Source organism: Anaeromyxobacter soli (assembly GCF_022808855.1).
In the GTDB taxonomy this organism is placed as follows: domain Bacteria; phylum Myxococcota; class Myxococcia; order Myxococcales; family Anaeromyxobacteraceae; genus Anaeromyxobacter; species Anaeromyxobacter soli.
Genome location: NZ_JAKZLF010000041.1, coordinates 1 through 24,894, shown reverse-complemented (window position 1 = coordinate 24,894; position 24,894 = coordinate 1). Strand labels below are relative to the sequence as shown.

At 75.6% G+C, this 24,894-nt stretch carries 25 protein-coding genes and 1 pseudogene; 10 read left to right on the top strand and 16 right to left on the bottom strand.

Annotated features, from left to right (window positions below; genetic code table 11):
- The first annotated feature begins 184 nt into the window (after nt 1–184).
- The 3 genes from MLV88_RS20990 to MLV88_RS20980 all read left to right on the top strand — a co-directional run bounded on the left by MLV88_RS20990 (nt 185) and on the right by MLV88_RS20980 (nt 3,619).
- Complete coding sequence (locus MLV88_RS20990) at nt 185–1,243, top strand: serine/threonine-protein kinase (RefSeq protein ID WP_242339656.1); 1,059 nt, start codon at nt 185–187, stop codon at nt 1,241–1,243.
- An 82-nt stretch (nt 1,244–1,325) separates the two neighbouring features.
- Nucleotides 1,326–2,219, top strand: a complete 894-nt coding sequence (locus MLV88_RS20985) for a DMT family transporter (protein ID WP_242339658.1) — start codon at nt 1,326–1,328, stop codon at nt 2,217–2,219.
- A 68-nt stretch (nt 2,220–2,287) separates the two neighbouring features.
- Entirely contained in the window at nt 2,288–3,619 is a 1,332-nt protein-coding gene (locus tag MLV88_RS20980; protein ID WP_242361227.1) for a CxxxxCH/CxxCH domain c-type cytochrome, read from the top strand.
- Nucleotides 3,620–3,700: 81 nt separating this feature from the next.
- On the opposite strand, the gene rsfS is transcribed toward MLV88_RS20980, so the two are convergent.
- The 4 genes from rsfS to MLV88_RS20960 form a co-directional block, all read right to left on the bottom strand.
- Nucleotides 3,701–4,282 (bottom strand): ribosome silencing factor, encoded by a 582-nt coding sequence (rsfS, locus tag MLV88_RS20975; protein WP_242355745.1) that lies wholly within the window; start codon nt 4,280–4,282, stop codon nt 3,701–3,703.
- Nucleotides 4,283–4,290: 8 nt separating this feature from the next.
- Nucleotides 4,291–5,577, bottom strand: coding sequence for a glutamate-5-semialdehyde dehydrogenase (locus MLV88_RS20970; RefSeq protein ID WP_242355743.1), 1,287 nt, complete (start codon nt 5,575–5,577; stop codon nt 4,291–4,293).
- 5 nt (nt 5,578–5,582) lie between these two features.
- The gene (gene proB, locus MLV88_RS20965) at nt 5,583–6,716 is read right to left on the bottom strand and encodes a glutamate 5-kinase (RefSeq protein ID WP_242339666.1); all 1,134 of its coding nucleotides are present in this window, start codon (nt 6,714–6,716) and stop codon (nt 5,583–5,585) included.
- 138 nt (nt 6,717–6,854) lie between these two features.
- Complete coding sequence (locus tag MLV88_RS20960) at nt 6,855–7,454, bottom strand: LysE family translocator (protein ID WP_242339668.1); 600 nt, start codon at nt 7,452–7,454, stop codon at nt 6,855–6,857.
- A 224-nt stretch (nt 7,455–7,678) separates the two neighbouring features.
- Between MLV88_RS20960 and MLV88_RS20955 the strand changes: the two genes are divergently transcribed.
- Nucleotides 7,679–8,947, top strand: coding sequence for a hypothetical protein (locus tag MLV88_RS20955; protein ID WP_243338620.1), 1,269 nt, complete (start codon nt 7,679–7,681; stop codon nt 8,945–8,947).
- Between the two features lie 18 nt (nt 8,948–8,965).
- On the opposite strand, the gene MLV88_RS20950 is transcribed toward MLV88_RS20955, so the two are convergent.
- From MLV88_RS20950 to MLV88_RS20940, 3 genes are all read right to left on the bottom strand, one after another.
- Nucleotides 8,966–9,484, bottom strand: a complete 519-nt coding sequence (locus MLV88_RS20950) for a 3'-5' exoribonuclease domain-containing protein (protein ID WP_242339671.1) — start codon at nt 9,482–9,484, stop codon at nt 8,966–8,968.
- Between the two features lie 9 nt (nt 9,485–9,493).
- Nucleotides 9,494–10,753, bottom strand: a complete 1,260-nt coding sequence (locus MLV88_RS20945) for an MFS transporter (protein WP_242339674.1) — start codon at nt 10,751–10,753, stop codon at nt 9,494–9,496.
- Nucleotides 10,754–10,894: 141 nt separating this feature from the next.
- Nucleotides 10,895–11,566, bottom strand: a complete 672-nt coding sequence (locus MLV88_RS20940; RefSeq protein ID WP_243338618.1) for an HAD family hydrolase — start codon at nt 11,564–11,566, stop codon at nt 10,895–10,897.
- Nucleotides 11,567–11,809: 243 nt separating this feature from the next.
- Here MLV88_RS20940 and MLV88_RS20935 point away from each other — a divergent pair, with 243 nt between their 5' ends.
- From MLV88_RS20935 to MLV88_RS20925, 3 genes are all read left to right on the top strand, one after another.
- Complete coding sequence (locus tag MLV88_RS20935; RefSeq protein ID WP_242339678.1) at nt 11,810–12,118, top strand: STAS domain-containing protein; 309 nt, start codon at nt 11,810–11,812, stop codon at nt 12,116–12,118.
- A gap of 143 nt (nt 12,119–12,261) precedes the next feature.
- The gene (gene hflX / locus MLV88_RS20930) at nt 12,262–14,004 is read left to right on the top strand and encodes a GTPase HflX (protein ID WP_242355734.1); all 1,743 of its coding nucleotides are present in this window, start codon (nt 12,262–12,264) and stop codon (nt 14,002–14,004) included.
- A gap of 50 nt (nt 14,005–14,054) precedes the next feature.
- Nucleotides 14,055–15,089 carry a hypothetical protein gene (locus tag MLV88_RS20925; RefSeq protein ID WP_243338616.1) on the top strand — a complete coding sequence of 345 codons (1,035 nt, stop codon included), beginning with the start codon at nt 14,055–14,057 and terminating at the stop codon, nt 15,087–15,089.
- Nucleotides 15,090–15,123: 34 nt separating this feature from the next.
- Here MLV88_RS20925 and MLV88_RS20920 read toward each other — a convergent pair whose 3' ends face one another.
- Nucleotides 15,124–15,570, bottom strand: a complete 447-nt coding sequence (locus tag MLV88_RS20920; RefSeq protein ID WP_242355731.1) for a CoA-binding protein — start codon at nt 15,568–15,570, stop codon at nt 15,124–15,126.
- Nucleotides 15,571–15,773: 203 nt separating this feature from the next.
- Here MLV88_RS20920 and MLV88_RS20915 point away from each other — a divergent pair, with 203 nt between their 5' ends.
- The gene (locus tag MLV88_RS20915; RefSeq protein ID WP_243338615.1) at nt 15,774–16,109 is read left to right on the top strand and encodes a hypothetical protein; all 336 of its coding nucleotides are present in this window, start codon (nt 15,774–15,776) and stop codon (nt 16,107–16,109) included.
- 20 nt (nt 16,110–16,129) lie between these two features.
- Here MLV88_RS20915 and MLV88_RS20910 read toward each other — a convergent pair whose 3' ends face one another.
- The gene (locus MLV88_RS20910; RefSeq protein ID WP_243338613.1) at nt 16,130–17,500 is read right to left on the bottom strand and encodes a hypothetical protein; all 1,371 of its coding nucleotides are present in this window, start codon (nt 17,498–17,500) and stop codon (nt 16,130–16,132) included.
- A 144-nt stretch (nt 17,501–17,644) separates the two neighbouring features.
- Between MLV88_RS20910 and MLV88_RS20905 the strand changes: the two genes are divergently transcribed.
- Nucleotides 17,645–17,929 carry an FmdB family zinc ribbon protein gene (locus MLV88_RS20905; protein ID WP_242372764.1) on the top strand — a complete coding sequence of 95 codons (285 nt, stop codon included), beginning with the start codon at nt 17,645–17,647 and terminating at the stop codon, nt 17,927–17,929.
- Between the two features lie 37 nt (nt 17,930–17,966).
- Nucleotides 17,967–18,860 carry an RluA family pseudouridine synthase gene (locus MLV88_RS20900; RefSeq protein ID WP_243338612.1) on the top strand — a complete coding sequence of 298 codons (894 nt, stop codon included), beginning with the start codon at nt 17,967–17,969 and terminating at the stop codon, nt 18,858–18,860.
- A gap of 66 nt (nt 18,861–18,926) precedes the next feature.
- On the opposite strand, the gene MLV88_RS20895 is transcribed toward MLV88_RS20900, so the two are convergent.
- From MLV88_RS20895 to MLV88_RS20865, 7 genes and pseudogenes are all read right to left on the bottom strand, one after another.
- The gene (locus tag MLV88_RS20895) at nt 18,927–20,012 is read right to left on the bottom strand and encodes a DUF4303 domain-containing protein (protein WP_242356927.1); all 1,086 of its coding nucleotides are present in this window, start codon (nt 20,010–20,012) and stop codon (nt 18,927–18,929) included.
- A 109-nt stretch (nt 20,013–20,121) separates the two neighbouring features.
- The gene (locus tag MLV88_RS20890) at nt 20,122–21,126 is read right to left on the bottom strand and encodes a glycosyltransferase family 2 protein (protein WP_242372759.1); all 1,005 of its coding nucleotides are present in this window, start codon (nt 21,124–21,126) and stop codon (nt 20,122–20,124) included.
- Between the two features lie 113 nt (nt 21,127–21,239).
- Complete coding sequence (gene aroQ, locus MLV88_RS20885; protein WP_243338611.1) at nt 21,240–21,707, bottom strand: type II 3-dehydroquinate dehydratase; 468 nt, start codon at nt 21,705–21,707, stop codon at nt 21,240–21,242.
- Nucleotides 21,704–22,873, bottom strand: a complete 1,170-nt coding sequence (locus tag MLV88_RS20880) for a 3-dehydroquinate synthase (protein ID WP_243338610.1) — start codon at nt 22,871–22,873, stop codon at nt 21,704–21,706. Before MLV88_RS20880 ends, aroQ begins: the two co-directional genes overlap by 4 nt.
- Nucleotides 22,870–23,367, bottom strand: coding sequence for a shikimate kinase (locus MLV88_RS20875; RefSeq protein ID WP_242341321.1), 498 nt, complete (start codon nt 23,365–23,367; stop codon nt 22,870–22,872). Before MLV88_RS20875 ends, MLV88_RS20880 begins: the two co-directional genes overlap by 4 nt.
- Nucleotides 23,348–24,493, bottom strand: a complete 1,146-nt coding sequence (gene aroC, locus MLV88_RS20870) for a chorismate synthase (protein ID WP_243338609.1) — start codon at nt 24,491–24,493, stop codon at nt 23,348–23,350. Before aroC ends, MLV88_RS20875 begins: the two co-directional genes overlap by 20 nt.
- A pseudogene (locus MLV88_RS20865) lies at nt 24,490–24,894 on the bottom strand (shikimate dehydrogenase (NADP+)); the annotation flags it as partial. The pseudogene MLV88_RS20865 and the gene aroC, both read right to left, overlap by 4 nt.

Genomic DNA, 24,894 nt, shown 5'->3' with positions numbered 1-24,894 from the left:
TGGTCGAGTGGGGCCGCTGGAGCCCGAGAACTGTAGCAGATCGACCGACCCCTCCGACAACCCCGGGGGCCCTCGGCGTTCTTCCAGGACCGGATCGCTCCGCATTCGGATCATGCGGACTCCCACATCCACGCGCAGCCGCCCGCTTGCACGCCGGGTTGCCGCCGTCGCAAGCTGCCCGGCCATGGTGCGCAAGGTCGGTACGAGCCGGATCGTCCGAGAAATCGGGCGTGGCGGCATGGGCGTCGTCTACGAGGCCCACCAGGACGGCCTCGAGCGCCCCGTGGCCGTGAAGGCGCTCGACACCAAGCTCGCGCGCTCCAAGGAGATAGTGGAGCGGTTCCGTCGAGAAGGGCGGGCCTACGCCCGCCTCCGGCACGAGGCCATCGTCGGCGTCCACGACCTCGTGGAGAAGGACGAGGGCCTCTACCTCGTGACCGATCTCGTCGACGGGGCCGACCTCGCCCGCGTCCTCGCGACGGGCGGCGCGCTCCCCGCCGACTGCGTGGCCGTGGTCGGGGCGCGGATCGCCGACGCGCTCGACTACGTCCACTTCAACGGGCTCCTCCACCGCGACGTGAAGCCCGCGAACGTGATGGTCTCTCGCGACGGCGAGGTGAAGCTCATGGACTTCGGCATCGCGAAGGGCGCCGACGATCTGTCGCTCACCAAGGCCGGCATGCTGGTGGGCAGCCCTTCGTACATGGCGCCGGAGGTGCTCGCAGGGGAGGAGGAGGGGCCGGGCGCCGACGTGTGGGCGCTCGGGGTGACGCTCTACGAGCTCGTCACCGGCGAGAAGCCGTTCCGCGGCAAGAACGCCGAGGAGCTGTTCGCCGCCATCTCGCGCGGCCGCTTCAAGAAGGTCCGCGCGCTCGCGCCCGACTGCCCGCGCCGGCTCGCGCACGCCATCGAGCGCTGCCTCTCGAGGAGGCCCGCCGCGCGCATCTCCTCCGCCGCAGCCCTCGCCCGCGTGCTCGACGCGACCGCCGCGCGCCTCGTCGGCCGCAAGCTCCACCCCCGCGCGCGCCTCGTGGCGCTGCTCGCGAACCGCGGCTACGCGACCGAGGAGGTCGCGCTCTCGAAGGTCGATCTCTCCACGCTCCGCGCGACGCGCGTCGCCGACGTGCGCGGCTCCGCCACCGCGGCCGAGTTCCCCATCCGCCACCGCGCGCCGTTCCGGGTAGGGCTCGCGCTCGTGCTCGCGCTCGCCGCCGCGCTCGCGGCGTGGTTCGTGAGGATCTAGCGGCGCCGTGACGGCCCGCTCGCGCGAGCCGGGCTCCGGCGCGAGAGCACCTCGAGGCGGCGGCGCTATAGGATGCGCCCCCGTGCGCGCCCGCATCGTCCTCGTCTACGTCGCCATCGCGTTCCTGTGGGGCTCGACCTGGTCGGTCATCCGCGTCGGGCTCGAGCACCTGCCGCCGCTGCGCTTCGCGGGCGTGCGGATGGCGCTCGCGGCGGCGCTCCTCGCGCCGTTCGCGCTGCGCGGCGGGGCCTGGCGCGTGCTCGTCGGCGAGGCGGGGCCCCGCATCGCGCTCGTGGGGATCTTCCAGATCGCCCTCCCCTACGGGCTCATGTTCGTCGCGCAGCAGTGGGTCCCCTCGGGCCTCGCCGCGCTGCTCTTCGCGAGCTTCCCGGTCTGGATCGCGCTCCTCGCGCGGGTCTTCCTCCCCGGCGAGCGGCTCACGCCGACGAAGCTCGCCTCCGCCGCCCTCGGCGTCGCGGGCATCGCCGTCCTCCAGGCGCCTCACCTCGGCTCGCTCCAGAGCTCGGGCCGGCTCGCGCTCGGGGGCGCGCTCATCCTCTGCGCCTCCATCGTCGTCGCGCTCGCGAACGTCCTCGTGCGGCGCCACCTCCTCGCCGTCTCGCCGCTCGCCATGACGGCGGGCCAGACGCTCGTGGGCGCCGTCGTGCTCCTCGCCGCGGCGCTGGCGCTCGAGCACGGCCGGCCCGCGGAGTACACGCCTGCCGCGCTGGGCGCGCTCGCCTACCTCGCGGTGTTCGGGACGGCCCTCACCTACATCGGGCTCTACTGGCTCGTGCCGCGCGTGCCCATCGCCGCCATCGGCGCGCTCCCGCTCCTCGACACCACCGTGGCGGTCACCCTGGGCGCGGTCCTGCTCCGCGAGGCCGTCGGCTGGAACCTCGCGCTCGGCGGCGCCATGGTGCTCGCCGCGGCGGCGCTCGCCACGCGCGACGCGCCGGCGGCCGCGGACGCCTGACGGCGAAAACTGGCGCGAGCGGCGCGATTCCCCGAGGATCCCGGCGGGGGAAGTCTCTGGGAGGATCGATGGCGCGCATCTCGTTGAAGGACGCGCTGCGCGCGCTCGCGCTCGCGCTGCTCCTCGGGAGCGCGTGCGACTCCCGTGCGCCCATCGGGCCGACCCGGGCGCCGCCGCCCCCCGGCGAGCCGCCGCCCGTCTCGACTGGCGCCTGCGACTCCTGCCACGGCGCCCCTCCGGCGACGGGCGCCCACCTCGCGCACGCGATGATGGTCGGCGCAGACGCGCTCGTCTACGGCGACCTGCGCATCCTCGAGGACGTGGCGACGGGCGGCACGCGCTACGCCTTCGGGTGCGGCCACTGCCACCCGCTCGATCCGGCGGCGCACGAGGCCGACCTCGGGAACGACGGGCTGCCGGACGTCGTGCTCACCCCGCCGCCACAGCCGGTCGCGGGCGACGCCATCAAGCGCCGCAACGCGCCGCAGGCGGCCTGGGATCCTGCGACGGGGACGTGCAGCGGCGTCTACTGCCACTCGAGCGGCCTCGCCGCGCCCGACGCGCCGCTCGACTACCGCACGACGCCCGCCTGGACCGCGGCGCCCGGCGCGCTCGGCTGCGACGGCTGCCACGGGAACCCGCCCCGCTATCGCTCCGCCGGCTCGGCAAGCGCCGCGCCCAACTCGCACCTGCAGCTCGCCGGCGACGGCTGGGAGTGGGGCCACTACGCGGGCCTGCCCGGCGCGTGGCACCCGTCGGGCTCGAAGCACGGCGGGGGCCTCGGCTGGGCGGGCGAGAGCGCGGCCGCGCCCATCACCTGCCAGACCTGCCACTTCGACACGGTGGACCCCGCCAACGTGAAGGGGGGCGGCTTCTACTACCTCGACACCCGGGGCAGCTACGCGCTCGACGTGCCCGAGGCCGACCCGACGCGCAAGGAATCCCTGGACTGGCAGTCGTCGCAGTGCGTGACCTGCCACGACGGCGCGCGCGCGCGCATGGGCTCGGGCAAGGTGCTCCCCCTCCGCCACGTGAACGGCCGGGCCGACGTGGTGTTCGATCCCCGCCCGACGCTGCCCTCGTACTACCCCGGCACCGGGCTCCCGCTGCTCACGCCGCCGGGACCGATCGCGCCGTACTACGTGTGGCCCTTCAACGTGCGGGTCGACGCCGCGGCGCTCCCGCCGGGCACGGAGGTGCGCAAGGCGTCCGACGGGACGAGCGTGCTCGCCGTCTCGCTCGATCACGCGAGCTACGACCCGGCCACCCGCACCTGCTCCAACGTGGGCTGCCACCTCGAGCGGCAGGCGTACGCCGACGCGGGCAGCGTCAAGCCGCTGCGCTGGGGCGACGCGTACGAGTTCTACTGGGCCTGCAACTACTGCCACCCGCGCTTCTGATCCACGGCCGCCCTGCCCCGCGGGGCGGCGTCGCCCCGCCGAGCTCGCTTCGCTGGTGAGATCCGTGGAGCGGCGGAGGCCTCAGGCCTCCACGGTGAAGCGCGGCGCGTCCGCCCAGAGCCCCTCGATGTCGTAGAAGCCGCGCGAGTCGCGGCTCATCACGTGCGCGACCACGTCGCCGTAGTCGACGAGGATCCAGCGGCCGGTCTCGTAGCCCTCGACGCCGACCTTGGAGACGCCCTGCTGCTTCATGGTCTGCTCGACGTGGTCGGCGATGGCGGAGGCCTGCCGGTCCGAGTCGGCCGTCATGACGACGAAGTAGTCCGCGTAGCTCGTGAGGCCGCGGACGTCGAGCACCGTCACGTCCTCGGCCTTCTTGTCGAGGCCGGCCTGGGCGATCGCGAGCGCGGTCGGGCGGGCGACGTCGGGCATCGGCGCGGCGGCCTCGGCGGCGGCGGAAGGGAGCCCGGCGGCGGCGGCCCGCTTCGGCGCGCGCGGGGTCCGCTTCTGCGCCTGCGACGCCGGCGCGGGGACGCGCCGCCGCTTCGCCGGGATCTTCCCGCCCCGCGCGGACTGCCTCCCGCCGCGCGCGGGCGCCTTTCCGGACTTCGCGGTCGTCTTCCTCGTCGCCTTCTTCGCAATCGCCTTCTTCTTGATCGCCATTCTTTCCCCTAGCTCCGCACGTGTCCGTCGCCTTCCACCACGTACTTCTGGGTGGTCAGCTCGGAGAGGCCCATGGGGCCGAACGCGTGGAGCTTCGTCGTTGAGATTCCGATCTCGGCTCCCAGGCCGAGCTCGCCGCCGTCGTTGAACCGGGTCGAGGCGTTCACCATGACCGCGCTCGCCGTCACCTCGCGCTCGAAGCGGCGCGCGCTCGCGAGGTCCCGCGTGAGGATCGCCTCGGTGTGGAGCGAGCCGTAGCGGGCGATGTGATCGAGCGCGCCGTCGAGATCGTGGACCACGCGCACCGCCAGGATCTTGTCCGAGAACTCCTTGCCGAAGTCGTCGGGCGCGGCGGCCACCGCGGGGACGCCCGCGCGGGCGAGGATCGTGAGCGAGGTCGGGCAGCAGCGGAGCTCGACGCCGGCGTCGGCGAGGGCGCGCCCCACCCCGGGGAGGAGTCGCGCGGCCGCCTCGCGGTGCACGAGGAGGCACTCGGTCGCGTTGCACACGGCGGGGCGCTGCACCTTGCCGTTCAGCGCGAGGTCCTTCGCCTGCTCGAGCGGTGCGCTCTCGTCGAGGTAGAGGTGGCAGACGCCCTGGTAGTGCTTCACCACCGGCACGCGCGACCGCTCCGCGACGGCGCGGATGAGCGACGGGCCGCCGCGCGGGATGGCGAGGTCGATGAGATCGTCGAGCTTCAGCAGCTCGAAGGTCGCCTCGCGGTCGGCGGTGGGCACGACCTGGGCGCTCGCCGCCGGCAGGCCCGCCGCGGCGAGCCCCTCCGCGAAGGCGGCCTGGAGCGCGAGCGACGAGCGGAGCGCGTCCGAGCCGGGCCGCAGGATGGCGGCGTTGCCGCTCTTCACGCAGAGCGCCGCCGCGTCCACCGTCACGTTCGGCCGCGCCTCGTACACCATCAGCACGACGCCCAGCGGGATGCGGACCTTCTTCACCGAGAGGCCGTTCGGGCGCCGCCAGCTCGCGGTCACCTCTCCCACCGGGTCGGGCAGGGCCGCGACCTCGCGCAGCGCGCCGGCGATCTCCTCGAGCCGCCTGTCGTCGAGCGCGAGCCGGTCGAGGTAGGCGGCGGACTGCCCCGCGGCGCGCGCGGCGGCGAGGTCCTCGGCGTTCGCGGCGAGGATCTCCGCCCGCCGCCGGCCGATGGCGTCGGCGGCGGCGCGCAGCGCGGCGTCCTTCGCGCGCGTCTCCGCGCAGCCGAGCACGCGCGCGGCGTCGCGGGACGCCTCCGCGAGCCGCCGCATCTCGGCAGCGAGCCCCTCGCTCGCGGGTCGTCTCATGGCCGTCATTCCCGGGGTTCGAGCACGACGAGATCGTCCCGGTGGACGATCTCGTCGAGGTACTTATACCCGAGCGCCCGCTCGATCTCGCTCGTCTTCAGCCCAGCGATCTTGCGGATCTCCTCCGCGGCGTAGCCGGCGAGCCCGCGCGCGAACGGCCTCGCCGGGTCCACGGCGATGTCCACCGGGTCGCCTACCCCGAACTGGCCCTCGACGGACCGGACCCCCGACGGGAGGAGGGAGCGGCCCTGCTCGGTGAGCGCCCGGCGCGCGCCCGGGTCCACCACGATGACGCCCTTGCCCTTGGCGGCGGCGGCGAGCCAGCCCTTCCGCGAGGTGAGCCGGGCCGCGCCCCGCGCGAACACCGTCCCCACCGGCTCGCCCGCGAGGAGCGCCGCGAGCGCCCCCTCCCGGCGCCCGGAGAGGAGGGCAGTGACGACTCCCTGGGCGCCGAGCCGGCGCGCCGCCTTCACCTTGGTGGCCATCCCGCCGACGCTGCGCTCGCTGCCGGCGCCGCCCGCGAACCGCTCGATCTCGGCCGTCACGCGGGGAACGTCGTGGAGGAGCGTCGCGCCCCGCTCGGCGGGGTTCCGGTCGTAGAGCCCCTCCACGTCCGTCAGCATCGCGACGAGCCCGGCCTCCACGCACCCCGCGACGAGCCCCGCGAGCGTGTCGTTGTCGCCCACCTTGATCTCGTCCACGGCGACGGTGTCGTTCTCGTTCACGACGGGAACGACGCCGGCCTCGAGGAGCTTCTCGAAGGTGCGCCGCGCGTTGAGGAAGCGCTTGCGCGAGGCGAGGTCGTCGGCGGTGAGGAGCACCTGCGCGACGGTGAGGCCGTGCGCGCCGAGGGCGTCGCCCCAGGCGGCCATGAGGTGGGGCTGGCCCACCGCGGCGCAGGCCTGCTTCGTGGGGATGTCCCAGGGTTTGCCCTTCGTGCGGACGAGCCCGAGCCGCTCCGCGCCGAGCGCCACCGCGCCGGACGAGACGAGCACCACCCGGTGATCGCGCGCGAGCGCCGCGAGCTCCGCGCCCAGCCGGGCGCAGTTCTCTCGATCGAACCGGCCGCTCGGATCGGTGAGCGTGCCGGTGCCGACCTTCACCACGAGCCGCTTCGTGCGGGAGAGGGCGCTGCGCATGGGGGCGAGAGCCTAACCCATCCGGCCCGCGCCCGGCACCGGCCGGGTCACGGCGCGCCCGCGCCGCTCGCCTTGCCGCCCGCGAAGGTGGAGTGGGCGCACGGCGCGGGTGCGGATCCGCCGGCGGCGGTTCGCGTATCAGCTCCCCGCGAGCCCGCGGCCGATCTGCCATGCGCCGAAGGCGAGCAGGACGGCGCCGGAGAGGACCCCGAGCGCCCGCGTGAAGCGGGGTCCGAGCCGGCTCGCCGCGCCCGCGAGGCCGACGATGGCGAGGTTCCCGCCGGTGAGGAAGAGGTAGAAGCCGGCGAGGAAGGCGAGGGCGCGCGCCGGAGCGGCCTGCCACGCCTCGGCGAGCAGCGGGCCGCCCACGAGGCTCCAGAAGATCCAGGCGTTCGGGTTCGTGAGGTTCACGAGGGTCGCGCGCACGATCCCGCGCGGCGGCGCCCGCCCCTCCGCGACCACGCCGGCGCGCGCGGCCCGGAGCGTCGCGACCGCGAGCCACAGGACGACGACGCCGCCCACGATCTGCAGGCCGCGCAGGAGCCCCGAGGGGAGCTGGGAGAGGACGAGGAGGACGACCGCGATGACCGCCGGATCCGAGAGGAACGGCACGAGCGCGACCGGCAGCGTGCGGAGGGCGCCGTTCCGGAGCGACTGCGCGAGGAGGTAGGCCTGGTACGGCCCGGGCTGGGCGGCGGCGGAGAGCCCCAGCGTCGCGCCGGTGAGGAAGAGCGTCACGGCGCGGAGGAAACACGAAAGCGCGAGCCGCGTCGAGGGCGGCTCCTCCCCAGGCGATCGCGCCCCGGGCGCACCCTGACACGCGCGGGCGCGCGTCGACGCGCCGGACCTCGCGCCGAGGCTCCGCCCGTTCCCCACATGCCCCGACGCGCATGATGACGCCGGGTGGATGCCGTGCACGGCGCGTGATAGGCGTCGTGCCTCTCCTTCATCGAGGAGGCACCATGCGCCGCACCGTCCTCATCCTCACCGCCGCGCTCCTCTCCGCCTGCAGCGGCGGCGATGGCGTCACGAGCAGCCCGTTCGGCGTGACCGGCAAGGTGCTGGGCTCGGACCGGCTGCCGGTCGCGGGCGCCCGGGTCGCGACGCGCACGGGGGGCGGCTGGCGCTCGACGACGACGGACCTGGAGGGCACCTTCTCCCTCCTGGTGGACGGCGCGCCCTACGACCTCGCGGTCATCAAGGGCGAACAGGTGGAGCTCTACGTGGGCGTCACGCGGGCCAGCCCCGAGGTGCGGCTCGGCGTCCCGGGGGGCACGACCCCGCTCGGCGCCGGCTTCACGACGACGATCACGGGCGACTGCGGCGGCGCAGGGTGCCCGCCCGCCGGCCACGAGGGCAGCGGGCAGCTCACGTTCTCCGCGGGCACCGTGGGCTGGATGGGCACGGCACGGCCGCCCGGCACGGCCGGCACGTACTCCGCCACCCTGGGCGGAACCGACGTCGCGACGGGCACGCTCGCCGCCGTGTACTGGGCGTGCCCCGGCGCGTGCACGTCGAGCGCGCCCGACGCGTTCTGGCTCGCGCGCCAGGACTCCGTCACGCTGCGCATCGGCGCGTCGACCGACGTCTCCGCCCTCGCGCTCGCGCCGCTGCCGACCGCCCCCCTCGCCGTGAACGTGACCGCGCCGGACGGCGTGTCGCCCCAGGCCATGATGGGCTTCGCGCTCGGGACCCCGGCCATCTACTGGCTGCACGCCGCGGGCAGCGCCGCGCCGGGCGCGAGCACGTTCCTCATGCCGACCGCCCCGGACCTCCGGACGATGCTGTACGTCATCGCGAGCCCCGCGGGAGGCGGCACCACCACGGCATCGTGGTCCGGGGGGACGTCGCCGGCGAGCCCGGTGGAGCTCGCGCTGCATCCGCTGCCGGTGCTCCTCGAGCCGGCGGAGGGCGCGACCCTCGGGGTCGGGACGCGGTTCGCGTGGTCGAGCGAGCCCGGCGTCCACGTCCTCGCGCTCGTGTCCAGCACGCCGGGCGCCCCGGACGTGCGCGTCACCACGGCGGAGCAGTCCTTCACCGTGCCGGACCTCGCCGCGCTCGGCCTGTCCGTGCCGGCCGGCGCGGCGTACGTCTGGAGCGTGCGCGCCCAGCCGTCCACCGTGGACGCGCGGCTCGCGCCCGCGTCCACGACCCCGCCGCCGATCCCGCCCACGACGACCATCTCGTCCTGGAGCACGCTGTCGGCGACGCGCGCGGCGACCGCGCTCTAGCCGCGGCGGCGGCGCGCTTCACCGCGCCTGGAGCTTCAACCCCATCTCGATCATGGCGAGGATCGCCTCGGCGTTCCCCCTGGCGTCGTTCACGGGGTGGTGGTCGTGCCCGGTCTTGCGCAGGTGCTTCCACTGCGCGTACGCGTCCTTCACCATCCCGCAGTAGAGGTCGCCGATGCGCCGGCCGCTCCAGCCGAAGGGGTTCCGGGAGAGGTAGGTGTGGAAGTACCAGTTCACGAACTGCCAGTCGAAGGCGAGGTTGTCCGAGAAGAAGACCGGCTTCCCGCGCGTCGTCTCCTGGATCCAGCGCTCGAACGCCGCCATCACCTCGCCCGGCTCGTCGTAGCGCAGGTGCTCCTCGCGCGTCGTCGCCGACACGGCGAGCGCCTCGGGGAGGAACGCATCGGAGATCGGGCGCGTGCGCCCGTAGAACGTCCGGCCGAGCCCCGGCTCGACGAGCACCGCGCCGAGCGACACCATCGAGTACTTCCCCGGGATCGGGCCGTCCGCCTCGACGTCCACCACGTAGAGCGACATGGGCTCTCTCTAATCACGCTCGAGGTAGTCGAGATCGACCCCGAACGTCTCCCGCAGCCGGAGCGCGGAGACGAGGGCCAGCGTGAACCAGACCGCGCCCACGGCGAGCGCCCCGCCGAGGAGGCCGAGGGAGGGGCGCAGGAACACGAACGACGAGGTCACCACCACCACGAGGCCGCGGACGAAGTTCGGCACGGTCGTCGCCACGGTGGCGCGGATGTTCGTGCCGAACTGCTCGGCGGCGACGGTGACGAAGATGGCCCAGTAGCCGCTCGTCACCCCGAGCAGGCCGCAGAGCACGAGGAACCGCGCCGGGGAGGCGCCCCGGCCGGCGAGGAAGTAGGCGGCGATCGCGCCTGCGAGGAGGGAGAGGAAGAGGAGCACCACCTTGCGCCGGCTCCGGAGCACCTGGGAGAGCGTCCCGCTCGCGAGGTCTCCGGCGACGAGGCCGCCGTAGAAGAACGCCACCGCGTCGCCCGCCGACACCGGCCCGGTGACGCCGAGCGCCTGGGCGAACTCGGGCGCGCCGAGGACCAGGATCGCGTTCGCGAACCAGATCGGCACGGCGATGAGGATCGACGCCAGGTAGCGCGTGAGCCGCTCCCCGTCGGTGAAGAGGGAGAGGAAGTTGCCGCGCGAGACGCCCTTCGCCTTCGCCGCGCGGCGGAACATCCCCGACTCGCGGACCTTGATGCGCAGGACGAGGAGCACGAGGCCGAGCCCGCCGCCGACGAGGTACGCCCAGCGCCAGTCGAGCCACTTCGCGACGAGGTTCCCCGCCACCGCGCCCGAGACCCCCACCGAGGCGACGATCATCGTCCCGTAGCCGCGCAGGCGGGCGGGCAGGATCTCGGAGACGAGCGTGACGCCCGCGCCGAGCTCGCCGGCGAGCCCGAGCCCGGCCGCGAAGCGCAGGAGCTTGTAGGTGGCGAGGTCCTGCACGAAGCCGTTCGCGAGCGTCGCGAGCGAGTAGAGCGTGATCGAGCCGAAGAGGATCTGCAGCCGCCCGAGCTTGTCGCCGACCACGCCGAACAGGATCCCGCCGATGAGCATCCCCACCATCTGCCAGTTGAGGATCGAGAACCCCTCGGTGAGGAGCAGCTCGGGGGCGACGCCCAGCGCGGTGAGGCTCGGCTTGCGGACGATCGAGACGAGGATGAGGTCGTAGATGTCGACGAAGTATCCGAGCGCCGCGACGATCACGGCGGCGTTCACGACCGCGCGCGCGCCGGTCGGCGCCTCGGCTTCGGGGGAGACGAAGGTCGCCATGCTGGCCGGCGAGTGAAGCAGAGTCCGCCGGCGGAGTCGAGGCGGCGCCGCCGCGGGGACGGGCGCGCTCGCGATGACGCGCTGCTTCGCGCGCCGCCGCACCTCGCCGGCACGGCGCGCCTCGGCGGAGCGCGGCGCGGCTCACCCGCGCGCGAGCGGCGACGCGTCGAAGCGCGCGAGCAGCTCCTCGGGCCCGGCGTAGATGGCGATGCAGCCCGCGCCGCGGAGCTCCCGCTCGTCGAAGCCGCCGGAGAGGAGCCCGATCGTGCGGAGGCCGGCGCGGCGCGCGGCGAGCGCGTCCCAGGGCGAGTCCCCCACCGCCATCGCGCGCTCGGGCGGCGCGTGCACGCGCGCGAGCGCCGCCTCGAAGATGTCCGGGTGCGGCTTCGACCGCTCCGCGTCGTCGGCGGTCGTCGCGCCCTCGAGCAGCGCGCCGATCCCGAGCAGCCGCCGGTTGTGCTCCACCTCGTCCTCCTTGCCGCTCGAGGCGAGCGCGACGCGCAGCCCCGCGTCGTGCGCCCGCCGCACGAGCTCCGCCGCTCCCGGGAGCGGCCTCACGCGCGGCATGTACTCCCTCCTCCACAGCTCGCCCCGGAAGCGCTCGAGCGCCTCGCCGTCCCGCGCGCGCTCGTCCTCCGACAGGAACACCGGGATGAGCTCGTCGCCGCCCTTGCCGATCTGCCTGCGCACCTCCTCGAGCGGCACGTCCTTGCCGAACCTCCGGAGCGCCTCGCGCCACGCCTGCGCGTGCAGGTCGACCGAGTCCACGAGCGTCCCGTCCACGTCGAAGAGCACCGCCTCCGGAGGGGCCATGTCCGTGAAGGTGGGTGTTGCCCGCCGGCGCGGCACCCGCTTGCGCGCGGCTCCGGCAGCCCGACCCTGGGGCGACCCGTACACAGGGTCGAACGGGGCATCCCCCTCGTGATGCGCCGCGCGCATCGCCAGTCGGAACGCGGACCTGCGTGAACGAAGCGTGTATGCCGCCCCGGGCCGTCCCTCGGCACGGATCTTCCACCTCGTCCCGTCTCGCGGCGTGTGCCGCGGGGGGAAAGAGAGATGAGCGCGAACAGACCGACGGCGGGACCCGTGCGCCTCCTGCAGCTCGAGGGCGTCTTCGATGTGCCCGCGGCCCAGCGCGTCACGCGCGCGCTCGCCGAGGGCGCCGTGGACGAGGCGGTGCACCTCGATCTCACCCACGTGCGCGAGTTCCACGACTTCGGGGTCGCCTTCCTCGCCCAGGCGCTCGCCGCCCGCCCCCGCCACGTGGTGGTGCGCGGCCTCCGGCAGCACCACCTGCGGCTCCTGCGCTACCTCCGCATCGACACCGCGGGAGTGGACCTGGGCGCGGAGACCGAGGCGGCCTGACGGGGGGCCGCCCGCGCGTCGCGCCGCTCGAAGCGAGGCCTCGCCCTCGCGGCTCCCCGCTCGCGACCGCTCGGGGTTGAGGGCGCGACCGGGCAGATCCGCTCGATCGGCGCCGCGCCCGTGGCTATGCTGCACGCCGGCAAATGCAAGACGTTCTAGGGAACACCCTCGGCCTCAAGCCCTCGCAGCTCCACGCCCTCCGCCGCACCTATCGCCGCCGCGTCGACGACGGCTCGATCGTGACCCCGGAGCTCGCCCGCCACCTCACCGAGGTGTCGCACGAGACGAACCGGCAGATCGGGGTGCTCCTCGACCGAAAGGGGGACGTCCAGTCGGTCATCGTGGGCGACGCCCGCAAGCTCGAGCTGCCCGACGTGGGGCGCGGCCGCGCCGGCGAGAGCCGCCTGCGCGGCCTGCGGCTCGTGCACACGCACCTCAACGGCGAGCCGCTCACGCGCGACGACCACACCGACCTCGCGCTCCTGCGCCTCGACCTCGTCGCGGCGATCGAGGTCCGCGAGGACGGGTTCCCGGGCAAGGTGCACTACGCGCACCTCGTGCCGGAGAACGCGCAGGGCGCGATGTGGAAGGACGAGGAGGCGGCGAGCGTCCACGAGCTCTCCTACGACGCGCTCGGCGGGGCGCTCGCGCTCGAGGAGGAGTTCGCCCGGGCGCGCGCGGTGCGCCGCACGGGCGGGCGCGAGCGGGCGATCCTGGTCGGCTTCGGCGGCAAGGGCCGCACCCGCGCCGACGCGGAGTCGTCGCTCGAGGAGCTGAAGGAGCTCGCGCGGACCGCGGGGGTCGAGGTGATCGACGCGACCGTCCAGCTCCGCCGCGATCCCGACCCGCGCTACCTCATCGGCAAGGGCAAGCTCGAGGACGTGGTGCTGCGCTCGATGCAGCTCATGGCCACGGTGATCGTGTTCGACGCGGAGCTGTCCCCGTCGCAGGCGCGCCACATCGCCGAGGCGACGAGCCTCAAGATCCTCGACCGCACCCAGCTCATCCTCGACATCTTCGCGCAGCGCGCGCAGAGCGCCGACGGCAAGCTCCAGGTCGAGCTCGCCCAGCTCAAGTACCTCTACCCGCGCCTGGTCGGCCGCGACGACTCGCTCTCGCGGCTCGCCGGCGGCATCGGCGGGCGCGGCCCGGGCGAGACGAAGCTCGAGATCGACCGCCGCCGCGTGCGCGACCGGATCACCGCGCTCGAGCGGCGCATCGAGGCGCTCGGCTCGAACCGCCAGCTCCGCCGCAAGCAGCGGAACGACCGCGGCCTGCCGGTGCTCTCCATCGTGGGCTACACGAACGCCGGCAAGTCCACGCTGCTCAACGCGCTCACCGACTCGGCGGTGCTCGCCGAGGACAAGCTCTTCGCGACGCTCGACCCGACGAGCCGCCGGCTCAGGTTCCCGCGGGACCGCGAGGTCATCATCACCGACACCGTCGGCTTCATCCGCGACCTGCCGCCCGATCTCGTGAACGCGTTCCGCGCCACGCTCGAGGAGCTCACCGACGCGGACCTCCTGCTGCACGTCGTGGACGCCTCCGACCCGCGGCACCCGGAGCAGATCGCGGCGGTCGAGAAGATCCTCGCCTCGCTCGGCCTCGAGGAGAAGCAGCGGCTGCTCGTGTTCAACAAGACCGACCGGCTGCCGCCGGGCGAGGGCGCCGCGCTCGCGCACCGCGAGGAGGGCGTGCCGGTCTCGGCGGTGACGCGCGACGGGCTCGCTGAGCTCCTCCACCTGTGCGATCGCCTGCTCTGGGCCGAGGGCCGGGTGGCCTTCGCGGACGTCGAGGCGAGCGCGTCCGCGACCGGCGGCGACTCGCAGCGCACCGCCCTCGCGCCGGGGCGGCTCGTGCCCTCGCGCCTGCTCCGGGTGTCGTAGGGAGGCGCCGTGGCGCCTCCGGTCCCTTCCGGTCTAGAGTCGCGGCCCGCATGACCCGCACGCTCGCCCTCGCCCTCGCCGCCGTCGTCGCGGCCTGCTCCCGCTCCGGCTCCGAGGGGAAGGAGCGGCTCAAGGCCGAGGCCGAGGCCGAGCGCGCCGCGCACACCGCGTTCGACTTCTCGAAGCCGGGCGAGGCGCTCGCCCTCTCCGCGGACGACGTCGCGCGGGCCCTCGGCTCGTTCGAGTGGTCGGCCGCGGTCGACTGGACGGTCGCGAGCGAGGGCTCCGCCGAGCCCACGCCGCCCCCGCCGCCCGCCGCGGAAGGCCAGCCGGCGCCGTTCGTGCCCCCTCCTCCGCCGCCGCCCAGGGTCCACGCCCTGGAGCGCCACCGCATCCTCCAGGCCGCGACCGGCGAGTTCCAGGTCGAGGCGGACGTCGATCCCGGGCTCGGACCCGGCTCCGACACCGGCAAGCAGATCGTCTGGGCGGGCGGGATGACCTACGCCCGGGCCCGGTTCGCGCCGTTCCGTGAGCGCCCGACCGATCACGGCCGCGACGCGCGGCGGTTCCGCGAGGACAGCTTCCACGTCGCCCGCGCGCTCGCGGCGCTCTACGGCGGCGCCCTCGCCATCGAGCCCGCCGGGGACGCGACGGTGCTCGGCCGCGCCGCGCGCCGCTACCGGCTCGCGCTCGCGCCCGGCGCCGCGCCGGGGACGAAGGCACGCGCCCTGCCTGCCGGCAAGGCCGATCCCGACACCGCCGTCCGGTTCAAGTTCCTCGACGGCCGCGTGCCGGAGTCCGCCGACGGCGAGCTCCTCCTCGACGCCCAGACCGGCGCCCCGCTGCGCGTCCGGATCGCCGGCGCGTTCACCGTGAAGGACGCCCCCGGCGTGCGCGCCACCGTGGAGCTCCTCGCGCAGGTGACGTCGCTCGGCGAGAAGGCCGCCGCGATCCAGCCGCCGAAGTCGCCCCTGCCCGACGTCCGCAAGCCGCCCGGGGTGGCTGGGGCGCTCGAGGCCGCGGGGCTCAAGAAGAAGACCGAGGCCGAGGCGGGCGGGTCCGAGCCGGCCGACGACGAGCAGTAGGCGCGCGGATCCCGCCCGCCGGCGCGCCCTCGCCTCACCCGGCGACGAGCCGCCTCCAGTCGACCATGAGACAGCGGTCCTGGACGACCTGTATCCCCGCGCGGGCGAGCCGCTCGGCGGCGGCGTCGTTCCGGATGCCGAGCTGGAGCCAGACGGCGCGCGGCCGCTTCTCGAGCAGGTCGTCGACGTGCGCCGGGACGTCCTTCGGCCGGCGGAACACGTCCACGAGGTCGAGCTCCCCCGGCACGTCCGCGACCTTCCGGTACACGCGCCGGCCGAGGATCTCCCGGACCTCCGGGTAGTACACCGGCACCGGCACGATCTCGACGCCCACGTCGGCGAGGTACTTCGGGACGTAGAAGGCCGCCTGGCTCGCCTGCGCCTCGGTCTTGATGCCGAGGACGGCCACCCGCCGTGTGGACCGCAGGAGCGCGCGGATCGCCGCTTCGTCCTCGAGGATGTTGTCGCGCCAGTCGGCCATGCCCTTCCTCCGTTGGGGGCACAACATGCCGGGCGTGAGGGCGCCGCGCAACGGCGCGAACGGGACCCCCAACGCCTGGAAATCACGCGGGGTCGGGGTGGAGAATCGTGTGCGATATCGTGGGCTTGATCCCACGTCTGCCCTGCGGCCGAGGGGCCTCGCGAAAAATGGACAGGGGGCAGTGCGCGCCTACCATGACCTCCATGGACAAGAAGAAGAAGCCCGGCGTCGCGGTGGTCACCGAGGGCACGGCGCAGGCCGCGCTCCGGCGCTCCCCCGCGAAGGAGCTCGCGCCCGAGGAGGAGAAGGTCCTCCGGATGCGCCTCGGCGCGGCGCCGCCCCGGGCCGCCCCGCTCGAGAAGGCGGGCGCGGGCCTCACCGACCTCGAGATCGAGCTGCTCGCCTACGAGATCGAGGCGCACCGGCGGTGGAAGGAGCACAGGGCCGCACACGAGGCGCGGCGCGCGAGGCCGGCGCCCACCCCGGTGCCGTCGCGCACGAAGGAGAAGATCGTCCGCGCGCTCCGCAGGAAGGCCTAGGCCGGCGGGCCCGGGCACCCTCACCGCCCCTCGAGCTTCTCCACGAGCCGCCGCGCCGCCAGCACGGGCGCCGGCGGCTCCTCCGTCTCCGGGAGCCGCCCGGCCGCGAGGAGCCCGGCGAGGTGCGCAGCGGTCCGCGGGTTCCGCCACCAGTCCTCGTCGAACCGCTCGACGAGCCCGCGCCGGAGCGCCTCGCCCGCGGCCGCGCCCGCGAGCGCCGCGCCGAGCCGGGCCGCGTCGGCGTCGCGCGACGCGCGGGCGAGCTCCCACTCGGCGCCCGTGGCCGCGGTGAGCGCCTCGCGGTGCGCCTGCCGCCAGGCCGCGCCCGAGAGGCCCCGCTCGACCTCGGTGGCGACGCGCAGCGCCGCCGCGTCGGCGCGCAGCGAGAGGAGCCGCCGCAGGGCGAGCGCGCGCACGACGTCCGTCGCCTGGCGGCGATCCACGTCGGCCCGGTCGTGGAGCCAGCGCGGCTCGAGGAGGAGCGAGCCGAGGAGCCACGCGAGGGCCTCGCCGAGCAGGGGATCGCGGCGGTGCGGGCGCGCCGCCCCCGCGGCGAGCGCGCGCGCCACCGCGGCGAGGAGGTCGTGCCAGTCGCCCGCGCCGCCGCGCGGCCGGAACGAGACGCGCGCGCCGACCGCGTGCGCCCCCGGCCACTTCGCGGGGCGCGCGGCGTCGTCGATCCGCGCGCGGCCGAGATCGAGGCCGAGCGGCTCGAGGGTGAGCTTCAGCGCGAGGGGGAGCATGCCGGGGCGGAAGAGGCCGTCGTAGCGCGGCGCCTCCGCGAGGTCGAGGAGGTCGGCGCGGGCGAGGTCGCCCGCCGGGTGCGGCGCGAGCCCGAGCTCGCGGCGCGCGGCGAAGGCGAGGACGTCGCGCCAGGCGTCGTCGGACGCGGCGAGCGTCGCGTCTCCCTCCACCACGATGCGCCAGTCCGGCGCGAGCCCGACCTCCGCGCGCGCGCGCGCGCGGGCCTCGGCGGCGCGCTCGCGGAGGGAGGCGGCCGGCGCGAGCGCCTCCGCGGCCGCGCGGGCGAACTCGAGCCGCCGCGCCCGGTCCCGCTCGCGGAGGAGCGCCACCTCGAGCGCGGCGAGCGAGGCGATGCCGTCCGGCCCGCGCGCCGCGCCCCGCGCCTCGGCGGCGCGCCACGCCTCCTCGTCCTCCGCGGCCGCGCGCTCGGCGCGGAGCGCGCCGACCCGGGCCGCGAGCGGCTCGTCCCCCGCCTCGCGCAGCGCCTTCACCGTGTCGCGGTGCGCCGCGCGCGGATGAACGGCGAACAGCCGGGCGAGCGCCGGCTCCGGCTCGAGGCCGGCGACGTGCCGGAATCGCTCCTCGTCGAGCGCGGCGCCGAGCGCGTCGAGCTCGCCCGGCAGCAGATCCATCGGGTGGGCGTCCATGATAGAAGGCATCCTCCGACCCGGTCGGGCGACGGGCGCCGAGCGCGAACCAGTTCGCGACGGCGGCGCTCCCACCTACCGCGCCGGGCGGTCGCTTGACAGCGATTCCGCCGAATTTAGCTTCCCCGTCGGAGATTCACGGGTATGCCCATCTACGAGTACGAGTGCCCCAAGTGCGGGCGCTTCGATCACCTGCAGAAGATGTCCTCGCCGGCGCTGGAGATCCACGAGGTCTGCGGCTCGAAGGTGACGAAGCTCATGTCCGCGAGCGCCTTCGCCTTCAAGGGCTCGGGCTTCTACATCACGGACTACAACGGCCGGAACTCCGCCGCGATCACCGGCAAGTCGGACAAGCCCGAGTCGAAGCCGGAGCCGAAGGCCGACGCCTGCGCGACCTGCCCCGCCAAGCAGGGCGCCGGCGCGTGCTAGCAGAGCGGCGGGGCGGGGGCGCAGCCTCCGTCGAAACATGAAGCGGCTCTCCCTCGCCGTGGGCCCCGCGGACGCGGGCGAGCGGCTCGATCGCTTCATCGCCGCGCGCGGCGGCATCTCGCGCGGCCTCGCGCGGCGCACGCTCGACGCGGGCGGCGTGTTCCTCGACGGACGCCGCTGCAAGGTCTCCGGCAAGCTCCTCCACGAAGGCCAGGAGGTGGTCGTCAACCTCGAGGAGGCGGGCCGCTCCGCGCCCGCGCCCGGCGCGCTCGACCGCTCGCGCCTCCTCTACGCGGACAGGGACCTCGTCGCGGTGGACAAGCCCGCGGGCGTGCCCGCGCAGCCGACGCTCACGACCGACCAGGGCACCCTGCCCGAGCTCGTCGCCGCGCTGCTCGGCGCGCCGGTGACGCTCGTCCACCGGCTCGACCGCGAGACGAGCGGGGTCACCGTGCTCGCGCGGAGCGCCGCCGCGGCCGCCGCGCTCGCCGAGGCGTTCCGCACCGGCACGCCGGAGAAGACCTACCTCGCGCTGTGCGCCCGGGCTCCCGCGCCGCCCGAGGGGCGGATCGACGCCCCGCTCGGCAAGGACCCGGCGCGCGCCGGGCTCCGTCGCGTGGACCCGCGCGGCGACGCGGCGGCGACGCGCTACCGGACGCTGCGTGAAGGCCCGCTCGCCGCGCTCGTGGAGGCGCGCCCCGAGACCGGGCGCACGCACCAGATCCGCGTGCACCTCGCCCACCTCGGCGCGCCGCTGCTCGGCGACCCGCGCTACGGCGGCCCGCGGCGCGTCGGCGAGGTGGCGATCCCGCGCGTCATGCTGCACGCGCGGCGGCTCGAGGTCGCCCACCCCGCGTCCGGCGCGCGGCTCGTCTTCGAGGCGTCCGTGCCGGACGACTTCGGGGCCGCGGAGGCCGCGCTGCTGCCCTGACTCGCGGGCCCGCCGCCTCCCCTCCGCGACGTCCCTCGCGCGGAGCGGTGCCCTCCCGCGGCCGCGTCAGCGGCGCCGCGGCAGGAACGGCTCCGGGTTCAGGAGCTTGTACGTCTGCGGGTCCATGACGCTCTCCGGGAACCGCCGCGGGCGGAGCTCGTGGAGCACGCGGGCGGTGTTCTCGGCGAGGGTCGAGGCGATCTTCAGGCGCCGGTCGCGCTCGACGAACGCAGCGACGAGCGTCTGCATGCGGTGGATCTGCCCCTCCGGCACCGCCCCGATGCGCCGGACGAGGAAGAGCGCGCTGCCGGCGAGCCACACCTCGCGCGTCTCGAGCTCGCGGGCGGAGTCGAACGGGGGCGCGAACCCGTAGTGGGCGAGCAGGTCGAGGAGCTTCGGCACGACCTTGGGGCCGAACTTCACGAGCTCGGCCTCGACGTCCCAGGGCGACATGCCGCGCGCCCGCGCCTCCTCGGCGATGGGCGTCTTCCACTCCATGTACAGGTCCTCGTACAGCGCGAGCCAGATCCGCATCCGCTCGCGCCGCGGCGCGCGGTTCACCGCGCGCACGAGCGGGGCGGCGTCCGTCTCCCGCAGGTGGCGCTCCACGGTGGGCACCGGGTTCAGGGCGCGCAGGTTCCTGACGAAGAAGGCTCTCGAGGGGTGCGGGCAGAGGACGTTCACCGTGAGGAAGGCACGGTCGGCCCCCCGGCCGAAGAGCCCGGCGCGGTCGATCGACCTGAGCGCGCCCACCATGGCCGTGAGGATCGCCCGGTCCAGCGACTCGCGCCGGCCGGCAGGGTCCGGCAGCGCCACCTCCCGGACCCCCGCGTCGAAGTCGTGGAAGTCCCAGTCGGCGGCCGACCAGCGCAGCAGGCGGCGCCCCGCCTCGCCGCGGAAGCGCGGGTCGTCGGCCGCGCGGGCGGTCGCGGCGCGGGCGAGCCCCTCCTCGGTGTTCGCCGAGGCGCGCACCGACGCGTAGCCCGACTCCGCGTCGGTGTAGAGCGCGAAGGCGTAGAGGGTCTCGGAGCCGATGCGCTCGCGGAGCGCGCGGACCGCGGCGGCGGTCCGGTCGGTCAGCGCGCGCCGGAAGGCGGCGAGGTCGAAGGAGGCGGCCGCGGGATCGGCGGGGACGTGGACGGGCGCGCGCACTCTGAGCGCAACGGTAGCCCCGTCCTCGCCCGGGAAGCCATCCCGCCCCCGGCGCGTCGGCGACCGCAGCGGTCGGGTTCGGTCCCGGGCGGCGACGCGACCATCCGCGTCAGCAGACGCAGCGGTAGTCGGAGAGCTCCTCGAAGCCCGCGCGCGCGAGCTCCGCCCGGATGAGCGCCCGCGCGCCGGGTGCGCCGACGGCCACGAGCAGGGGGAGCCCCCGCGCGCGCGCCACGTCGCCGTAGCCGACGACCGGCGCGCCGCGGATCTCCCGGCCGATCTTGTTCCGGTCGACCTCGACGAAGAGCGCCACGCGCACGCCCTCGCGGAGGAGCGCGTCGGCGAAGGTCTTGCCGGTCTCGCCCGCCCCCCACACCGCCACCTCGCGCCGCCCGGCGAGCGGCCCGCGCGCGAGGTGGTGGCACTTGAGGGCCACGTGGCGCGCCAGGGCGTAGCGCGGATCGGTGCGCGTCGCGCGCGCCGGCGCCTCGCGCCAGGCGAGCAGCGTGCGCGGGACGTTCGCGAGCCGGCCGCCCGCGGCGTGCAGGCGGAGCCAGAGGTCGTAGTCCTCGGGGAAGTCGCCGTCGCGCCAGCCGCCGGCCGCGGCGAGCGCGGCCCGGCGGATGGTGGTGGCGGGGTGCACGAGCGGCGCCTCGACGAAGAGGTCGCGGTGGAGCTCGTCGGGGGTCGTGAGGCCGTTCAGCCAGGCCGCGTAACGGAGCATGCCCGGCCGGAGGATGCGGCGCGGGAAGAGCCGTACGCGCGAGCCGGCGGCGGCGAGCGAGGGGTCCGCCTCGAGCGCGGCGCGCTGGAGCGCGAGCCGCTCGGGGTGGGCCACGTCGTCCGCGTCCATGCGCGCGACGAGCTCCGCGTCGCAGGCGGCGAGGCCGCGGTTCAGCGCACCGGCGATGCCCTCCCCCGGGCCGCGCAGGACGACGACGCGCCGGTCGCGGGCTGCGAGCCGCTCCAGGATCTCGGCGGTGCCGTCCCTCGAGCCGTCGTCCACGCACACGAGGGAGAGATCGCGCTCGCTCTGGCGGAGGATGGACACCGCCGCCGCCCGCACGGTGTCGGCCGCGTCGCGGGCAGGCATGAGGACGGCGAGGCGAGGCATCCAGGTGATCCGCAGGCGCGAATGAGCGAGGCGAGCCCGCCGGGGCGCCGCCGCGAACGGCGGGCGAAGACCCGCCGGGGCTCAGCGGCGGTCGCGAGGCGCGGGCCGTCCCATCAGAGCCTGGGCGCGCCGCCTCGCTCGACCGGCACGGCGCCGACCTCGGCGCACAGCCACTCGGCGGCGAGGAGGTAGCCGCGCATCCCGAGGCCGGTGATCTGGCCGCGGCAGGCGGGCGCGACGACGCTCGTCCGCCGGAACGCCTCGCGCGCGTGGATGTTCGAGAGGTGCACCTCGATCACCGGCACGTGCGGGATGGCCTTCAGGCAGTCGTGGAGGACGTAGCTCGTGTGCGTGAGCGCGCCGGGGTTGAGGAGGATCCCCTGCGCGGCCTTGCGGTGCTCGTGGATGAAGTCGACGAGCGCCCCCTCGTGGTTCGACTGGAACGCCTTCACCTCCACGTTCCAGGCGGCGCACGCCTCGCGCACGAGCTTCTCCACCTCGGGGAGCGTGGTCCGCCCGTACACGTCGGGCTCGCGCTCCCCCAGCAGGTTCAGGTTCGGGCCGTTCACGAGGAGGATCATCGGGCTGCCTTTCCGGCCGCGCTGCGGCCGCGCGCGAGCGTAGCGCGCCCCTTCTTCCGAGTCGAAGCGCGAGACGGGGCGGGCGCCGCGATCTCGGCGACGGTGGCGTCCACCGCCTCGGCGTCCGCCTCGACGTCCCACTCCACCGCCCACCGCCCGCCCTCGACCGCGACGGGCAGCACCCAGCGCAGCCCGCCGTCGCCGCGCTTCTTGTCGAACGCCATGAGCCGCTGGGCGGCGCGCGCCGTCTCGCGCGGCACGCGGGCGGGGAGCCCGGCCGCGGCGAGGCGCTCCTCGACCGCGGCCGCGGCGTCGGCGCCGACGCGGCCGAGCCGGGCCGCGAGCCGGAAGGCGAACGCGAGCCCGACGGCGACCGCCTCGCCGTGCGTGTAGCGGGAGAACGCGCCGGCTGCCTCCACGCCGTGGCCGAAGGTGTGGCCCAGGTTGAGGAGCTTGCGCGGCCCCTGCTCCGTCGGGTCCGCCTCGACCACGTCCACCTTCATGCGCGCGCAGGTCGCGATGACGAGCGGGTCGAGCGTCGCGGCGGCGAGCTGGGGCCCGAACACCTCGAGCAGGTCGGGCCGGAGCGCGGCGTACTTCATCACCTCGCCCTTGCCGCTGCGGACCTCGCGCGCGGGCAAGGTCTCGAGCGCCGCGGGATCGGCGAGCACCGCCTCCGGCGGGTGGAACGCGCCGACCGCGTTCTTCGCGACGGGCAGGTTCACCGCGGTCTTCCCGCCGATCGCCGCGTCCACCATGCCGAGGAGCGTCGTCGGCACCGCGACCCACCGCACGCCGCGCATGTAGGTCGCGGCGAGGAAGCCGGCCGCGTCGGTGACCGCCCCGCCGCCGAGCGCCACGACGAGGCTCCGCCGCGTCATCCCCGCGCGGAGCAGGGCGACCGCGCCGCGCTCCAGCTCGCGCAGGCTCTTGCCGCGCTCGCCGTCGGGGAGGACGTGCACGAGGGCGAGCGGCGCCTCGCGCTCGAGCCGCGCGCGCACCTGCTTGCCGAAGGGGGTCGCGAGCACGCGCGCGCAGGAGACGAGCGCCACCCGATCGTGCTCGTCGGCGAGCGCGCCCACGAGCTCGGCCGCGCCCGAGCCGACGCGCACCGGGTACTCGTGGTCGCCCTGGCGGGCGGGGATCACCTCGACGAGCTCGGTCACAGGGACTCCAGGATGCGCCGCGCCACCGCCTCGGGCGTGAGGCCGTCGACGGGGACGGTGAGGTGGGCGCGGCGGTAGAGGGGGAGGCGGCGGGCGAGGAGCTCCGGCCAGCGCGCCGCGAGCGGCCGGGCCGCGTCGCCGCCGCCGGCGGAGAGCCGGCGCGCCGCCTCGGCCGCGGACACGTCGAGGAACACGACCCGGCCGACCGCGAGGAGCCGCCCGGCGCTCACCGGATCGCAGAACGCCCCGCCGCCCAGGTCCGCCACGACGCCCGCCGGGAGGGCGGCCACCGCCTCGCGCTCCAGCGCGCGGAAGCGCGGCTCGCCGTCGCTCGCGAAGATCTCGGCGATGGGGCGTCCGGCCGCCCGGACGATGGCGTCGTCGAGGTGGACCACGCGCCGCCCGAGGAGCCGACCGAGGAGCTCGGCGACGGTCGACTTGCCGGAGCCCATCATGCCCGCGAGGGCGAGCGTCTCAGCGGATCCGAGCGGCATAGGCGAGGACCGCCTGCTCCACGTCCACGATGGCGTCGCCCCCGAACTTCTCGAGGAACGCGTTCGCGAGCTCCCACGCCACCACCGCCTCGCCGACGATCGCGGCGGCGGGCACGGCGCACACGTCGCTCCGCTCGTAGCGGGCCTGCGTCGCCTCGCGGGTCGCGAGGTCCACGGTAGGCAGCGGGGTGAGCATGGTGGGGATGGGCTTCATGTACGCGCGCACGCGGAGCGGCATGCCGTCCGTCATGCCGCCCTCGAGGCCCCCGGCGCGGTTCGACGGCCGGTGGAAGCCGCGCGCGGGATCGTACGCGATGGGATCGTGGAAGTCGGGGCCGGAGCGGCCCACCTGCGTGCCGTCTCCGAGCTCGACCGCGCGGATGGCCTGGACGCCGCAGAGCGCGCCCGCGAGCCGCGCGGAGAGGCGGCGATCGGGGTGGACGTGGCTGCCGAGGCCGATGGGGAGCCCGGTCGCGTGGACGTCGAAGGCGCCGCCGATGGAGCCGCCCCGCGCCTTCTCCGCGTCGATGAGCGCGCGCCACTCCGCGGCGACCGCCTCGTCGTCCACGTGCAGGTCGGAGGCCTCGATGACCGCGCGCTCCGCGTCGGTCGGCGGCTCCTCCACGTGGCGCAGGCGCGGGCCGATGGCCACGAGGCGCGAGGAGACCCGGACGCCGAAGCGGGCGAGGAGCTGCTTCGCGAGCGAGCCGAGCGCCACGGTCGCCGCGGTGGAGCGCGCGCTCGCGCGCTCGAGCACGTCGCGCGCGTCGGTGCGCGCGTACTTGAGGGCGCCCGCGAGGTCGGCGTGGCCGGGCCGGACCTGGGTGAAGACGCGGCCGCCGCGGGCATAGGGCGAAACGAGGTCCTTCCAGCTCTCGTGGTCCTTGTTCCAGACGACGAGGGCGATGGGCGCCCCCAGCGTCTCGCCGCCGCGCAGCCCGGCGAGGAACTCGGCCTCGTCCTTCTCGATCTTCTGCCGCCCGCCCCGCCCGTAGCCCTTCTGGCGCCGGCGGAGATCGCGGTTCACCTCGTCGAAGTCGATGTTCAGCCCGGCGGGGAAGCCCTCGGCGATGGCGACGAGGGCCGGCCCGTGCGACTCGCCGGCCGTGAGGTAACGGATGGTCATGAGGGCCTCCCGGGCGCGGCGATGGCCGACGCCATGAGCGCCTCCGGCGCGGCGCGGCCGGTCCAGAGCGCGAAGGCGAGCGCCCCCTGCCGGACGAGGACGCGTTCGCCGGAGACGAGCCGCGCGCCGGCCTCGCGCGCGGCGCGCGCGAGCGCGGTGTCGCCGTAGACGAAGTCGAGGACGAGCTGCCCGGCGCGGACGGAGAGCGGCAGCGGCAAGTCCTCGGCGTGCAGCCCGACCGAGGTCCCGTTCACGATCGCGTCGGCGGCGTCCGCCTCGGCGGCGAGCGCCTCCCACGGCACCGCCACGGGCGGCGGCGACGAGGCGGCGACGAGCGAAGCGAGCTCGCCCGCGAGCCGCTCGGCCGCGTCCGCCCGCCGCGCCGCGATGCGCAGCGCGGC

Coding starts and splice junctions, on each gene's coding strand:
- MLV88_RS20990 (WP_242339656.1), top strand. CDS start 185: ATGGTGCGCAAGGTCGGTACGAGCCGGATCGTCCGAGAAATCGGGCGT.
- MLV88_RS20980 (WP_242361227.1), top strand. CDS start 2,288: ATGGCGCGCATCTCGTTGAAGGACGCGCTGCGCGCGCTCGCGCTCGCG.
- rsfS (WP_242355745.1), bottom strand. CDS start 4,282: ATGGCGATCAAGAAGAAGGCGATTGCGAAGAAGGCGACGAGGAAGACG.
- MLV88_RS20970 (WP_242355743.1), bottom strand. CDS start 5,577: ATGAGACGACCCGCGAGCGAGGGGCTCGCTGCCGAGATGCGGCGGCTC.
- proB (WP_242339666.1), bottom strand. CDS start 6,716: ATGCGCAGCGCCCTCTCCCGCACGAAGCGGCTCGTGGTGAAGGTCGGC.
- MLV88_RS20955 (WP_243338620.1), top strand. CDS start 7,679: ATGCGCCGCACCGTCCTCATCCTCACCGCCGCGCTCCTCTCCGCCTGC.
- MLV88_RS20950 (WP_242339671.1), bottom strand. CDS start 9,484: ATGTCGCTCTACGTGGTGGACGTCGAGGCGGACGGCCCGATCCCGGGG.
- MLV88_RS20945 (WP_242339674.1), bottom strand. CDS start 10,753: ATGGCGACCTTCGTCTCCCCCGAAGCCGAGGCGCCGACCGGCGCGCGC.
- MLV88_RS20940 (WP_243338618.1), bottom strand. CDS start 11,566: ATGGCCCCTCCGGAGGCGGTGCTCTTCGACGTGGACGGGACGCTCGTG.
- MLV88_RS20935 (WP_242339678.1), top strand. CDS start 11,810: ATGAGCGCGAACAGACCGACGGCGGGACCCGTGCGCCTCCTGCAGCTC.
- hflX (WP_242355734.1), top strand. CDS start 12,262: ATGCAAGACGTTCTAGGGAACACCCTCGGCCTCAAGCCCTCGCAGCTC.
- MLV88_RS20925 (WP_243338616.1), top strand. CDS start 14,055: ATGACCCGCACGCTCGCCCTCGCCCTCGCCGCCGTCGTCGCGGCCTGC.
- MLV88_RS20920 (WP_242355731.1), bottom strand. CDS start 15,570: ATGGCCGACTGGCGCGACAACATCCTCGAGGACGAAGCGGCGATCCGC.
- MLV88_RS20915 (WP_243338615.1), top strand. CDS start 15,774: ATGGACAAGAAGAAGAAGCCCGGCGTCGCGGTGGTCACCGAGGGCACG.
- MLV88_RS20910 (WP_243338613.1), bottom strand. CDS start 17,500: ATGGACGCCCACCCGATGGATCTGCTGCCGGGCGAGCTCGACGCGCTC.
- MLV88_RS20905 (WP_242372764.1), top strand. CDS start 17,645: ATGCCCATCTACGAGTACGAGTGCCCCAAGTGCGGGCGCTTCGATCAC.
- MLV88_RS20900 (WP_243338612.1), top strand. CDS start 17,967: ATGAAGCGGCTCTCCCTCGCCGTGGGCCCCGCGGACGCGGGCGAGCGG.
- MLV88_RS20890 (WP_242372759.1), bottom strand. CDS start 21,126: ATGCCTCGCCTCGCCGTCCTCATGCCTGCCCGCGACGCGGCCGACACC.
- aroQ (WP_243338611.1), bottom strand. CDS start 21,707: ATGATCCTCCTCGTGAACGGCCCGAACCTGAACCTGCTGGGGGAGCGC.
- MLV88_RS20875 (WP_242341321.1), bottom strand. CDS start 23,367: ATGCCGCTCGGATCCGCTGAGACGCTCGCCCTCGCGGGCATGATGGGC.
- aroC (WP_243338609.1), bottom strand. CDS start 24,493: ATGACCATCCGTTACCTCACGGCCGGCGAGTCGCACGGGCCGGCCCTC.